This is a genomic window from Nocardia abscessus, assembly GCF_015477775.1.
GTDB classification, from domain to species: Bacteria; Actinomycetota; Actinomycetes; order Mycobacteriales; family Mycobacteriaceae; genus Nocardia; species Nocardia abscessus_A.
On sequence record NZ_JADLQO010000037.1, the window covers coordinates 1 to 13,097 of the forward strand.

Annotated in this window: 12 protein-coding genes; 7 read left to right on the forward strand and 5 right to left on the reverse strand. The window is 70.3% G+C overall.

Annotated elements, in window-relative coordinates; all coding sequences use genetic code 11:
• Positions 1 to 58 precede the first annotated feature (58 nt).
• Positions 59 to 1,576 carry a conjugal transfer protein TrbL family protein gene (locus IU450_RS38805; protein WP_195154702.1) on the reverse strand — a complete coding sequence of 506 codons (1,518 nt, stop codon included), beginning with the start codon at positions 1,574 to 1,576 and terminating at the stop codon, positions 59 to 61.
• Between the two features lie 16 nt (positions 1,577 to 1,592).
• Here IU450_RS38805 and IU450_RS38810 point away from each other — a divergent pair, with 16 nt between their 5' ends.
• Positions 1,593 to 1,967: a hypothetical protein gene (locus IU450_RS38810; RefSeq protein ID WP_195154703.1), complete on the forward strand. Its 375-nt coding sequence runs from the start codon at positions 1,593 to 1,595 to the stop codon at positions 1,965 to 1,967.
• Here the strand turns inward: IU450_RS38810 and IU450_RS38815 are convergent.
• Both IU450_RS38815 and IU450_RS38820 read right to left on the reverse strand, forming a co-directional pair.
• Positions 1,954 to 2,349, reverse strand: a complete 396-nt coding sequence (locus tag IU450_RS38815) for a pilin (protein WP_228835739.1) — start codon at positions 2,347 to 2,349, stop codon at positions 1,954 to 1,956. The two genes, IU450_RS38810 and IU450_RS38815, sit on opposite strands and share 14 nt — an antisense overlap.
• Entirely contained in the window at positions 2,346 to 3,269 is a 924-nt protein-coding gene (locus tag IU450_RS38820; protein WP_195154704.1) for a hypothetical protein, read from the reverse strand. Before IU450_RS38820 ends, IU450_RS38815 begins: the two co-directional genes overlap by 4 nt.
• 480 nt (positions 3,270 to 3,749) lie before the next feature.
• On the opposite strand from IU450_RS38820, the gene IU450_RS38825 reads away from it, so the two are divergent.
• Genes IU450_RS38825 through IU450_RS38850 form a run of 6 tightly spaced genes read left to right on the forward strand, consistent with a single transcriptional unit; the run spans position 3,750 to position 11,441 of the window.
• Positions 3,750 to 4,394 carry a hypothetical protein gene (locus IU450_RS38825; RefSeq protein ID WP_195154705.1) on the forward strand — a complete coding sequence of 215 codons (645 nt, stop codon included), beginning with the start codon at positions 3,750 to 3,752 and terminating at the stop codon, positions 4,392 to 4,394.
• A 49-nt stretch (positions 4,395 to 4,443) separates the two neighbouring features.
• The gene (locus tag IU450_RS38830; RefSeq protein WP_195154706.1) at positions 4,444 to 5,451 is read left to right on the forward strand and encodes a TRM11 family SAM-dependent methyltransferase; all 1,008 of its coding nucleotides are present in this window, start codon (positions 4,444 to 4,446) and stop codon (positions 5,449 to 5,451) included.
• On the forward strand, positions 5,448 to 7,937 hold the full coding sequence (locus IU450_RS41180; RefSeq protein WP_195154707.1) for a type IV secretory system conjugative DNA transfer family protein: 2,490 nt from the start codon (positions 5,448 to 5,450) through the stop codon (positions 7,935 to 7,937). Before IU450_RS38830 ends, IU450_RS41180 begins: the two co-directional genes overlap by 4 nt.
• A gap of 31 nt (positions 7,938 to 7,968) precedes the next feature.
• Positions 7,969 to 8,961 carry a replication-relaxation family protein gene (locus IU450_RS38840; RefSeq protein ID WP_195154708.1) on the forward strand — a complete coding sequence of 331 codons (993 nt, stop codon included), beginning with the start codon at positions 7,969 to 7,971 and terminating at the stop codon, positions 8,959 to 8,961.
• A gap of 7 nt (positions 8,962 to 8,968) precedes the next feature.
• Positions 8,969 to 9,970, forward strand: a complete 1,002-nt coding sequence (locus tag IU450_RS38845; protein WP_195154709.1) for an NlpC/P60 family protein — start codon at positions 8,969 to 8,971, stop codon at positions 9,968 to 9,970.
• A 13-nt stretch (positions 9,971 to 9,983) separates the two neighbouring features.
• On the forward strand, positions 9,984 to 11,441 hold the full coding sequence (locus tag IU450_RS38850; protein ID WP_195154710.1) for a cutinase family protein: 1,458 nt from the start codon (positions 9,984 to 9,986) through the stop codon (positions 11,439 to 11,441).
• Positions 11,442 to 11,531: 90 nt separating this feature from the next.
• On the opposite strand, the gene IU450_RS38855 is transcribed toward IU450_RS38850, so the two are convergent.
• Both IU450_RS38855 and IU450_RS38860 read right to left on the reverse strand, forming a co-directional pair.
• Entirely contained in the window at positions 11,532 to 12,002 is a 471-nt protein-coding gene (locus IU450_RS38855) for a hypothetical protein (RefSeq protein ID WP_195154711.1), read from the reverse strand.
• A 90-nt stretch (positions 12,003 to 12,092) separates the two neighbouring features.
• Positions 12,093 to 12,893, reverse strand: coding sequence for a hypothetical protein (locus IU450_RS38860; RefSeq protein ID WP_195154712.1), 801 nt, complete (start codon positions 12,891 to 12,893; stop codon positions 12,093 to 12,095).
• Positions 12,894 to 13,097 lie beyond the last annotated feature (204 nt).

The window sequence follows — 13,097 nt, forward strand, 5'->3', positions numbered from 1 at the left end:
CCCCAATAACCGCAGGAGGTGCAGTATGAAACGCCCATCGGGATGCGCACGATGGTGCTCACTGGAGGGTGCCTCCTCTCGGGGCGCGGGGCGCGCGGCGGCGCACGGGCAGATCGGGCATGGGCAGGTGCAGCTGCCGCCCTGCCGGACGCGCCGGTGCGGGTGGTTGTGGTGGGTTCGGTGGCGGTGCAACGGGTTTGGCCCGGGTGACGGTGAACGGCAGCGGGTACTGGCCGCTGCGCGTCGGGCGAAGACGCGCGTACGGGTCGGCCGGGGTGGGCTCGGTGAAGTCGAAGGCGAGCTGTTGCGGTGTTGCGCGGCGACCGGGACGCTGCGGCGGTGGTTCGGGGGCCGGTGGTGATGTGCGGATCCGGCGCACTGGGATCGGGAGCGGGTACTGTCCCCCGGCCCCGGCGCGGATGCCCCGGTACGGGTCGGGCTCACGGAAGTCGAAGGCGAGTTGGCGTCCCCTCGCCGACCGGGTGGGATGTGGCGGTGGGGTGACGGTCGCCTCGGCCGGTGCCGGGCTGGGTTGCCGGGCGACCCGGCGGACTGCGTCCAGGGGCAGCATGAGCTGCCCGTCCCGTGTCGAGCGCACCCGCGCGTACGGATCGGGCAGCCCATTGCTGGCGGCGGTGCGAGGTGCTCGTGGGGCGCGGGCAGGGTGCGGAAGTCGCCGTGCCGATCCCCCCGACGCGGCGGAGCGGGCACTGCTCGAGGTGGCTCCTTTGAGCATGCCGAGGGTCTTGTAGGCGATGAACCCGCGCACGATCGACCCGAGAAAGCTGCGGCCTTGCCCGATCTCGAGCACCGACAACAACCACATCGGGGTCTTGATCAACACGAACATCAACGCCAAAGCGACAGTTAAGTCGGCGATCTCGTTGGCGTCCGGGCCGAACAGATGCCAGCCGCCGGGGGTGAGCAGCACCCGCAGGACGGTCACCAACGTCAGCGATTGCACGACCTGGATCGCCAAGCATGCGGCGAAGGAGCGCCACCACCAGCGGGCAACACCGTCGAGGCCCGGCAGTCCATGACACATCAACGCCAGGGGCGCGCCCACGATGAGCAGGATCGTGATGGTGACCCGCACGACGTAGGAGATGAGCAGCACCAACAGCATCACCGACAACGCCAACTGGAGCAGGATGAACACGCCACGGGACTGGTCACTGGTGACCGCCAGCTCGGTCAGCGCATCGGCGGCGGAGCCGGAGTCGACGCCGTCTCCGGCCAGCGCACCGGCGAGGGCGTTGGCGAAACCGATTCCAGCGGTGGCGATCATCATGCTCAATCCCCCGGCCGCGAAGCCGATCACCAAGCGGGGTGCGAGTTCACGGATCGACCACTGGGTTTGGACGCTCTCGCGCATCATCAACAACGCCCCGGCGGCCATCACGACCAGGACGTAGAGCGCGACCACGATCTGCCAGGACTGATTCCACAAAGTGCCGATCTCGGGTATCTGCCCGGGTTCGGGTGTGGTGAGCAGGGTTTGCGACAGCAGCTCGAGGAGCGGGTTGAGCGAGGTCTCCACGATGCGCCGGAAGAACCCGTCGACCGCGTTCTCCACACAACCATTGATGTTGGTGACCCCGCACTCCGCCGCCCCCGAACCCGAACCCGAACCGGATCCGGGTGCCGGTGCCGTTGTCGTGCCGGGCGCAGTCGTTGTCGACGGGGCCGGTGTCGGGACGGTGGTCGAGGGCGGTGTCACCCACCGGCGCGGGGTTGTCGTGGTCGGGGAAGTGGTTGCCGGGGCGGGTGCGGCCGGTGCGGTGGTCACCGGCGGGGCCGGTGTCGGGGTGGCGGGTTGGGCGGCGGCCCCGGCGGAACTGGTGAGCGCGATCAGGACCGCGGCGAGCACCGCCGCTGCGCTGGCGGCAGCGATGCGCGCGACAGGTGAGAACCGGGCGGGTGCCGGGGGTGCCTGGGCCGAGGTGATCACGGTCAGGCTCCGATGATGGACTCGAGCACGGCGACAACGACCGGTGCCAGCATCGCCAGCGCGTATCCCAGGCACGCGGCGCGGAAGGCGGTTTTGGCCTTCTCGATCTCGCTGGGGTCACCGCCGCCGAGCAGATAGCGGGCTCCGGCGATGGTCAAGAACAATGTCGCCAGCCCGGCCAGGATGCCCACCAACCAGTTGCGGGCGTTGTCGATCACCTCCCCCAACGACGAGGCGATGGCCAGCACATCGGCGTGCGGTGGTGCCGCCGAAGCAGATCCGGTGATCAGCAGCAAACCCGCGCTCGTGGCCGCGACCGCGAGCACCCGCAGCCAACGCCGCCCGCGCCGAGCCGACCGTGGCGTCGCCTGGTTGAGATGTCCCTGGTTGGTGTTCATGCCGCGACCTGCCCGTGCTCGATGCTCGACTGCGTCGGGACCGCTGTGGGTGGGTTCGGCCGGCGACCTCGCCGCGGTGACCGGCGCGGCGCGAGGACGGTGACCGCCTCGGCTTCGACCGTGCTTGTGCGCTCGTGGTCGATGTCTCGGGCACGATCTGACAGCCACGCCAGCAGCGCACGCTCGGCACGGGGCCGGGCCTTGCGCAGCTTCCACAGCGACACACCCTGTTCGGCCGCCAGCGCGGTCAGCGACCGGCCCTCCCACCGCGACGCGGCGATGAGTTCGGCGGCGTCAGCCGAGATCACCCCGGCCGCTACTGCTTGGGCCAGGACCATCTCGGGATGGCCCGGCCCTGCCCCGAGAGCACGCACCCGCACCCCCAACACTGCTAGGTCACTTTCGGGGTCTCCGACCGCTATGACGCCTGTTCGCTCGAAGGTTGCGGCTTTGAGGACCGCACGGTAGGCACCCCACCGCAGCCGATGCCAGACTCCCGGCTCGTCCAGGCCGATGCGCGACAGGTGGCTCAGGAACGCAGTCAGGATTTCGGACTCCACGTCGTGGCGGGCGGTGCCGCTCACAGTCACGTACTCACTGGCGGTCCGCGACAGCATCGGAGCGGCCAGCCCGGCGCACACCAGCATCGCGTCCTCTTCGGTGACGCGGACTCGTTGCAGCAGCCATACCCAGATCGCGTCGACCTCTGCCATCGGGGTCGCCGGATCCCACAGCCGCTCCCGCAGCTGTCCCCACGTCTGCATCGGGGCGACGGGAGTGGCCTGCGAGGTCGGTGCCGGGCGCGGACCGGCGGGCAGGGTCTGCTCGGCGATCCGGTCGAAGCCCGCCCACACCACCGCCAGCGGCAAGCCTGCAATACCGCCCGATCCCCGATATTTCACGGCGCGTGAATTCGTCACCACAAATCTCCTTGATCGATCGAAACTTCCGACTTCACAAGGACACCTCGCACTCATATCCGAAACGCACCCAAAACACCCCCAAAACACACCCGCGAAACACCCAAACCACATCCAAAACACATCCGCGTCCAGATGGCGAACCAAGAGCTACCGCCGGAGGACCGGCCTGCACCTGTACAGCGGACATCTCTCACCTCTGCCTCGACCAGCAGATATCCGCGCACGGGTGTGGTTTAGGTGCGGTTTGGGTGCAATCCGGGTGCGGTGCGGATGCGATGCGGATAGGCCCAAATCCGGCGCGGCAAACCGACACGAAAAATCTTGAAAAAACTTCTCGACCGATGCGTTCCCGAAGGCATTCCAGCGACCGATCGCCACTTACGGAATTCTCAGAAAAAAGTTTCGGATGCCGTGTCCCGATTTCGGCTTTTTGGCGGAAGTAAGCGAGTACACACCGCTCTCTCACAGGAGGCCGCAATGCCTGCCAGTTCCCGCCGACCCCGTTCCAGCACCGCCGCCGTGGCGATCCCCTCGACGCTGTGGGGGCTCGGAAGCGAACCTCTCGACCCTGGCGACCGCTGGCCCGACCGGGCTCTGGTCCACACGATCACCGAATTCTCCGCGCCAGGCGCGCGGGTGATGCTGCTGGGCTGGCCCGCCCCCACCGAGCGGGGCGCGCTGCGGATCATCGAGCCCGACACCGCCGCCGCACTGTCCACGATCGGCGATCTGGGCCGTCACGGACTCGACGCACCTACAGGCCGGACGTGGACGGGCGAGCCGGTGGATCTGGTCGTCGCGAGCCTGCTCGCTGATCACCTCGACCCGATCGCCGCCGCCGAGCACCTCACGGCGCTCGCGACCGAAGTCCTCGCGATGGGCGGGTTGCTGGTCGTTTTCTCCCGCTGCCGACACAGCGACTCCGGGACCTTGTTCGACCCGGCCGGATCGGTCGTGGCCGCCGCGCAGGCCGCCGATCTGCTCTACCTCCAGCACATCATCGCCGCCCCGATCTCCGGGCACCAGATCACCGCGCCCGCCGAGCCGACGCCCTCGGGCACCGCGCGTCACGCCGTCGCGCACACCGACGTCTTCGTCTTCCTCCAGCCCACCCATGGCTGAGCCCGCACGCCTTGCGCCCCAACAGAACTCTCACGCGAAGGACACTCCGATGACTCTCGACCCGACCGCCGCCACCACCGACATCGACTCCGGCACCCCCGCACAGACCGCCGCCGCCGCGCCGGTGTCGGTGTGGGCCACGGCGCAGACCGTGCCCACCGCGCAACGCCGGGGCCGGTATCACCCCGACAGCACCGCCCATCCCGCGAAGATGTTCCCCGCCATCGTGCAGCACGCGGTCGCCACCTACACCCGGCCCGGGGACCTCGTGCTGGACCCGATGTGCGGGATCGGCACCACTCTGGTCGAGTCCCTGCATCTGGGTCGCCGCGCGGTCGGGGTGGAGTACGAGGGCCGGTGGGCGGAGCTGGCGCGCACCAACATCGAGCTGGCTCGCGAGGCAGGGATTGATCTCGCCGCAGACGTCTATCACGGCGATGCCCGCAAGCTGGGCGATCTGATCCCGGCCGAGCTGCGCGGCCAGGCGCGCCTGGTCATCACTTCCCCGCCCTACGGCGACAGCTTGCACGGGCACGTGCGCGCCAATCGGCGCGAGCCGGTGCTGAAGAAGAATCACCGCTACGGCCAGATTCTCGACCGAGGCAACCTCGCCAACGTCGGCCTCGGCCGCCTGCTCTCGGGGTTCACCAAGATCCTGGCCGGGGCCGCCGAATACCTCGCTCCGGGCGGGTATGTGGTGATCACCGCGCGGCCGTGGCGGCAGCACGCCGAACTCGTGCCGCTGCCCGCCCACCTCTACACCTGCGGCGAGCTGGCCGGACTGGTCCCGGTGGAGCGGTGCGTGGCATTGCTGGGCCGCCTCACCGAGGGCCAGCTCATCGCCCGCAGCTCGTTCTTCCAGCGCGACTTCATCGTCAAACAGCGCGCCGCCGGGCTGCCGATGCACCTCATCGCCCACGAGGACGTCATCATCCTCCGCAAGCCCGAAGCCACCGAGGCGACCGAACGCCGCCGCGCGGCAGGGCGATTCTTGTTCGGCAGCGCGGCGACTCTGCCGAACGCCGATGGTACCGGCTCGGGGTCGGTGGCCGCGTGAATACCGCACACGACCCCGAGCAGGGGTGGCTCGGCCGGGCGCTCCTCGCGCCCGGCCGGGCCGTGGCCGACCTCGCCGAGACGTTCCAGCACACCTTCGCCTCCACCGATGGGCTGATCATCGTCGCGGCCGTCCTGGCCGTGCTCGCCGCGGTAGGACTCGTGGGCCGGTGGCGGCGAGGGCGGCTGAGTGCGCGTGCTCGCCAGATCACCGTGCTCACCCCACCCGAAGTCGACGCCAAAGGCGCACTCACCTTCTGGGCACACCTGATCGGCCAGCTCCGCCCCGCGTGGGCGAGGACGCTGCTGGGGCAGCCTCATCTGGGGTTCGAGTACACCGTCACCCCCGAGGAAGGAGCCGCGATCCGGCTCTGGGTGCCGGGCGCGATCCCACCCGGACTCATCGAGCGCGCCATCGCTTCGGCGTGGCCCGGTGCGCATACCGACACCCTCGAACCCGCCCGGCCCCCACTCCCGACCCCGGCGAAGGGCGCACGGCGGATCGTCGCAGGAGGGGAGTTGCGCCTCGGGCGCCGCGAGGGACTCCCGTTGAGTACCGATCACTCCGGTGATCTGGTGCGCCAGCTGATCACCGCCGCCGACGACCTCGCCCCTGGCCAAGCCACCTGCGTGCAGATCCTCGCCCGACCGGTCACCGGCCGCCGCGTCGCCCGCGCCACCCGCTCCGCGGCGAGCACCAGCAGCCGGGCCGGGGTCGCGGCGGGACTGCTGCGCGAGGCCCTCGACCTGCTCACTCCCGGCTCGAGCAGCGCCCGCTCCTCCCACTCCGCCGCCGGTGGTGTGGGAAGCGGGCGGGCCACCGACCGGCAGACCTCCCTCGAATACAGCGCCGCCGCCCGCGCCGCAGCAACCAAAGCCCGTGGAGCGCACTGGGAGACGGTTGTCCGCTACGCGGCCTCGATTCCAGTCTCGAACGACGCCGACTCGACAGCGGAGGCGCGGGCGGTGGCACGCGGGCGCGCCGACGCTCTCGCCACGGTGTTCGGGGCCTGCACCGACCACAACTACTACTACCGGCGTCGCCGCCGCTTGCGCCTCGAGTGGTTGATCCGGCAGCGGCGTCTCGGGCGCGGGGACGTGTTGTCGGTGCCGGAGCTGGCCACGATCGCGCATTTGCCGACCGACGACGGGCTACCCGGCCTGCAGCGCGCCGGGGCCCGAGCCTTGTCTCCGGCCCCGGAGATCCCTGTGGGCGGGGAGTTCACGAAGCCGTTGGGCATGGCCGATACCGGCACTCGCCGCCCGGTAGCGGTCAAAGTCAGCGACGCGCGTCATCACCTGCACATCCTCGGCCCCACCGGTGTCGGCAAGTCGACCTTGCTGGCGCGCACGATCCTCGACGACGCCGAGGCCGGGCGCGGGGTGATCGTCATCGACCCGAAAGGCGACCTCGTCACCGACGTCCTCTCACGGCTGCCCTCGCGCCTGGGTGAACGGGTCGTGCTGTTCGACGCCGACTCCCCCGCACCGCCACCATGTGTGAATCCCCTCGATATCGGCCGGATCGGGCGCGCGGGGATGGATCTCGCGGTCGACAACCTCGTTACCGTCTTCCACCGGATCTTTCATCAGTGGTGGGGGCCGCGCACCGACGACATCATGCGCGCCAGCCTGCTCACCCTCTGCGCGCAACCCGGTACGGCGACCCTGGCCGACCTGCCCCGCCTGCTCACCGAGCCCGCCTTCCGATCCCGGATCACCCAAACCGCCAAAGACCCCGTCCTGCGCGGATTCTGGGACAGCTACGAGCAGCTCAGCGACACCGGCCGCGCCCAACTCACCGGCCCCCTGCTGAACAAGCTGAGGGCCTTCCTGTTGCGCCCGTTCGTCCGCGCGGCCATCGCGGGCGGGCCCAGCACGGTCGAGTTCGCTGACATCCTCGACAACGGCGGCATCTGCCTGGCACGGCTACCCAAAGGCTCACTCGGAGAGGAAACCTCACGCCTGGTCGGGTCGCTGCTGGTGGCCCGGACCTGGCAGGCGGTAACCGCGCGGGCCCGGGTGCCCTCTGCCGATCGACCCGACGCCGCACTCGTGCTCGATGAGGCACAGAACTTCCTCAACCTGAGCACACCGATCGAGGACATGCTCGCCGAGGCCCGAGGGCTGCGCCTGTCGCTGTTACTGGCGCACCAGAATCTCGGCCAGCTCTCTCGCGAACTGCGCGACGGCATCTCGGCCAATGCCCGCAACAAGGTCATCTTCGCCGTGTCGCCCGATGACGCCCGGGACCTGGCCCGCCACACCGACCCGTGGTTGTCCGAGCACGACCTGTCGCATCTGGACGCCTTCCACGCCGCCGCACGCCTGCTGGTCGACGGCCGCAACGCCCGCCCCTTCACCCTCACCACCCGGCCCCTGGACCCGCCCATCCCAGGCCGTGCCCGCGAGATCGCCGCCGCCGCCCGCGCCCGCCTCACCACAGCACCATCTACCTCCGGTCCCGTCCCGAACCCGCAGCTCTAGCCCGACACCCCTGAGAAAGGTTGCAGCACCGATGATCCCCATCTCCAAGCCTGAACGCCAAGCCGACACCCGTGCACCGCGCCCCAACCGGGCGCGCGAACCGCGACCGATCGTGGGTGGGTTGACCGGGCGCGACCGCTGGATCCTGCGCATGGTCCACGAACACCGCGTCCTGACCACCGACCACCTCGCCGCGCTGGCGTTCCCGACTGCCAAACTCGCACGCCGCCGCCTGGCCGTCCTCTACAGCTACGGCGTCTTGGACCGGTTCCGGCCCTGGCGTAGCAAGGGCAGTCGCCCCTACCACTGGACCCTCGCCCCCGCCGGGGCCTCGGTGCTGGCCGGCGAGGCTGGGATCAAGGTCCGTGAACTCGGCTACACCCATCAGACCGCGCTCTCGGTGGCGCACAGCCTGCACCTGAAGCACGCCCTCGGCGTCGCCGACTGGTTCACCACTCTCACCACCCGGCCCGGCGGCGGGGAGGTGTCTCGGTGGTGGTCGCAGACTCGCTGCCAACGCCTTTGGGGTGACCTCGCCCGCCCCGACGCCTTCGGCCGCTACACCCGCGGCGAGGACGTCCTCGACTTCTACCTCGAATACGACCTCGGCTCCACCGCCCTGTCGAGGGTCGCGGCCAAGCTGCACGGGTTCGCTGAGCTGGCCCGCACCACCGGGGTCGTCACGCCGGTCCTGCTGTGGGTGCCGACCACCGAGCGAGAGGCCAACGCGCGTGCGGCGTTGCGCCGGACGTGGGAGCGGCTGCCCGATCCCGTAGCGGTACCCGTCGCCACGGCCGCCGCCGATCTCCTCGCACCCGCCACCACCGCGAGCCCGGCCGAGCGGGTGTGGCTTCCGCTGCACACCGACACCGGCCGCCAGCACCTGCACGGACTCACCGATGTCTGGCCGATGCGCACGCCCCCGAACAGCGAACTCGACACGGAACCGACCTGGGCACCCCTGGCCGGGGTAGTCGCCCTGGCCCCACCCCCGCCCCGGCCACCGGCCATCGAGGACTGGTGAGGTAGCGATGCTGGTCAAGGCACTCGGGGCAGGGTTCGGCGCGTTTGTGTTCCTCACGGTCGTGATCGCGACCGTGGTCAGCGCCGTCGTGGTGTTCGACCAGGCGCTCACCCCACCCGCCCCGGGAGCCTCGACCGGCACCGGCTCGACCCCGAGCACCGAAGCGGTGCAGGACATCCCGGCCGAGATGCTCGTGCTCTACCAGGCCGCTGCCGGGGACTGCCCCGGCCTGGACTGGAGCGTGCTCGCGGCGGTCGGCAAGGTCGAGACCGACCACGGCCGCTCCACCCTGCCGGGAGTGTCCTCGGGCGAGAACGCCTCCGACGCCGGTGGGCCGATGCAGTTCCTCGCTCCCACCTTCGACTCCGTTGTCTCGCGACACCCGTTGCCCGCCGGCGGCGCCAGCCCGCCCTCGCGCTACAACCCCTCCGACGCCATCCATGCCGCCGCGTTCTATCTGTGCGACTCCGGCGCACCCGATGACCTGCGCGCCGCGATCTGGGCTTACAACCACGCCGACTGGTACGTCGACCAGGTCCTCGACCAGGCCGCCCGCTACCGCGCCACCGACACCTCAGGCGGCGACTGCCAGACCGCCTCGCCGCCGAATCCTGCTGCTGCACAGGTGATCTCCTTCGCTTGTGCCCAGCTCGGCTTGCCCTACGTGTGGGGCGGCAACGGGCCCGAGGTGAACGGCGGCTGGGACTGCTCGGGACTCACCCAGGCCGCCTACCGCGCCGCCGGGATCTCGATCCCGCGCACTACCTACGACCAGGTCCACACCGGCACGCCGGTATCCGAGGACCAGCTCGCCCCTGGCGACCTGCTCTTCTACAGCACCGCCGGGGACGTCCACCACGTCGGGATCTATCTCGGCGCAGGCCAGATGGTGCACGCACCCACCTTCAACGAGCCCGTCCAAGTCTCGCCCTACCGCTGGAAAGGCGACGACTACTACACCGCCACCCGGCCCACACCCGCCCACAACGACTCACCCGCCGCCCCCTGAACACCACGCCTGAATGGAGGACCCTGTGCGCCACAACAACTCTCGAACCGCCCGCGCGGCACTGTGCGCGGCCGTCGCCGCGACCACCGTCACGGCCGGTGTCGCCGCCGCAGAACCCACACCCAGCCGCACCGATATCCAGTGCCCGCGCTGGACCGCGCTGCTGACACCGGGCACCTACGAGACACCGCCCACCACCAGTACCGGGCAGAGCACCCCCGGGATCCTCACCAAGCTCGGGGAATCGTTGAGTGCCCGCTATGGCGGCGACATCGAGGTCCGAACCCTCACCGCGTCCACCAGCGGTGCGGGGTCGGTGAGCGGAGCCGACCTCACCGCGGCGGTGTCGGGGCTGTGCTCGGAAACCCGAGTCGTTTTGGCCGGCTACGGCCAGGGCGCCGGGGTCACCGGCGACCTCGCCACCACCCTCGGCAACAACAAAGGCCCCATCCCGGCCTCCCGCGTCATCGCCGTCGCACTCGTCGCCGACCCACGCCGCGACTCCACCACCGCCCAGCTCGGCACCCCGGTCTCCGGGCATGGTGTCACCGGGCCACGCTCTCAGGGCTTCGGCGAGCTGAGCGGCCGGGTCCGCACACTCTGCCTCGAAGGCGACAGCTACTGCTCGACCACCGCCGAGTGGTCTCCAGCCCTCGCCGCGGTGAGCCGCGCGCTGGCCGCCGCCACCTCGGCCACCTCCACCACGGCCCCGACCAGCACCGCCTCGCCCACCACAACAACGAGACTTCCCGCCACCACGACGAGCACACCGGCCACCGGCATCGGGTCGGCCTCGACCGGGCAGATCAGTGCATCCCAGGTCCTCGCCCAGGTCGTCACCGTCCTGCGCGGGCTCGCCAGCTTCACCGCGAATGTGCCCGCGATCGTGGCCGACCTCGCCCAGCTGCCCGGCCTGATCACCGCCGGGGACGTGCGCGGCGTGCACCGCGTCTCGGGTGACCTGAACAATCAGTTCGCCCCGCTGGTCGAGCTGGCCGATGGACTCGACCTGCGGCTGGTGGCGCGTGCGCTGGCGCTGGCCGCGCCGCTGGACACGACCGGTGTCGCGACGATCGCCGCTGAAATCGTCGGTGTCCTGGCCGGACTCGACATTTCCCGCATTGCCGCCGATGTCGGCCGCGCCCAGGAGATCGCCTGGACCGCTGTGGAATCCCTCGCCGGTGGTGACCCGGTGGCGGCGGTGTTGGCGCTGACCGGGCTGGCACCGGTCGCCGCCGATCTCGTCTCGGCTGCTGTCGCCGCGTTCACCGGCCAGCAGTTCCCCACGCTGACCAACACCTACACCGCCTCGACGGCCGGAACGGGCACAGCGGGTAGCGCCACCGGCACGGGCACCGCCGTTCCGGCCGCCCAGGATGGCCACACGGCCACGTTCGATGCCACCGTCTACGACACCGCCGCCCCCGTGCTGACCGACTGGATCGAACAGGCCATCGACCGCAGCAAGTAGCCCGCGCAGTCCGGCACGGCGCACAGAAAAACGGCCCGTGGTGCCGAGCGGAATGCTCGGCACCACCGGCCGTTTCAGCGGGTAGGCGGGTCAGGAGATGAGCGGCGGCACCGCGCGCGGCGTGAACGCGGGCGGGGCACCCTTGTCGCGGAACCGCCACGACGGCAACGGCGTGGGCGCGGCGTCGATCTGCTCATCGCCGCTGTCGCCACCGTCGCCGTCGCTGGTGGTGCCCTGGTCGATCAGCTCGTTCAGGGTGGCCACGACCACCTCACGAGCGGCGGTATCGAGGTCGCGGTACAGGGTGCCGGTCAACGGGCCGGTCATGATCCGCACCGACCCGGTGTGCGGGAAGAACTCGCCATCGGTCGTCACCTTCTCGTAGCGCAACGCGATCGGCACCCACGGCACCAGCGACACCAGCACAGGCATTTCCAGCTCCCGCACGGCCCTGTCGGCGATGGCGATCCACAGCTCGAGGCTGTCGGGGGCGTGGCTGGAATCGGCGTATACCTGGTACAAAGCCGAGGCGAGGACCTTGGGGGTTGGGGTGGAGTACATAGTTTTGCACCTTTCTCAGGGGTTAGATTGAGAGGGCGGTGTCGGACTCCCCGGAGATACGCGCTCCGGGGATTCCGGCATCGCCCGTTGTCAGGACGCGAGGGTGAACTTCTTTGGGGCCGCGCTGGTCTGACGCGCGGTCCCGTGCTTGGTCAGGGTGACCAGGGCGTTGTGGACCGCGCCGCTGGACCGGGCCAAGGCTTTGCCGATCTGGTGTGGGGTGAACTCCTTTCCGGGGTTTTCGCGCAAGTGGTCCTCGACCTGCCCCCGCAGCGCACCGGCGGGCAGGCGTTCCACCGTCGACTCCGGTTCCGCCGCAACGCCGTCGTCGGCCGCCGGGGGTACCGGGGCCGGGGTGGCGGGATCGTCGCCCGTGGGGGCAGCTACCGCCGTCTCTGGGGCGGTGACGGGGGCGGGGTCGGCCGGGGTCGCCTGCTCGGTGGGGGTGGCCGGTTCGGGCGCGGTGGGTTCGACCGCGATGGATTCCGGGGTCGCCGGTTCGGCCGGTGCGGTGGCCGCCGGTTCGGGTACGGCGGGTTCGGCCGGGCCCGGGTCGGCGGGCGCGGCGGGGGCCGGGTCCGGTTCGATGGCAGCGGGTGCGCCTGCGCCCTGGGTCCAGGTCTTGGCGGCCCGGGGCGATTCGAGGTTGGTGTGTGACTGTGCGCACCCGGCGGTTTCCCACTGGGCCAGCAACCGCCGCGCGGTGGACAGTCCGATCCCGGCGATGTCGGCCAGCGCGGCGGTGGTGCTGTCGGGGTGGGCCCGCAGCGCCGCCCACAACGCGCTGTCGCTGTCGCGGGACAGCACCGGCACCACGCCCGACCGCGAACCACGTTCCGGGGCGGGTTCGGCCGTTTCCGGGGCTACGGCGGCGTTCTTCTTTTTCGACATGGGGGTTCCTTCCAACATTGGGTTTCGTGAATTCGGTGATGTCCCGATGGGACGGAATGCGCACCGATCGGGGCGATTTCCCCGCCGGGTCGGTGCCGTTTCCGGTTCCATGACCGCTCGATAGGGCGTGTGATGTCAAGCGGAATGTGGAAAATAGTTCCGACCCGGATGCCTCTCTTCCAGTTCTGGATGCGCACGGCACGA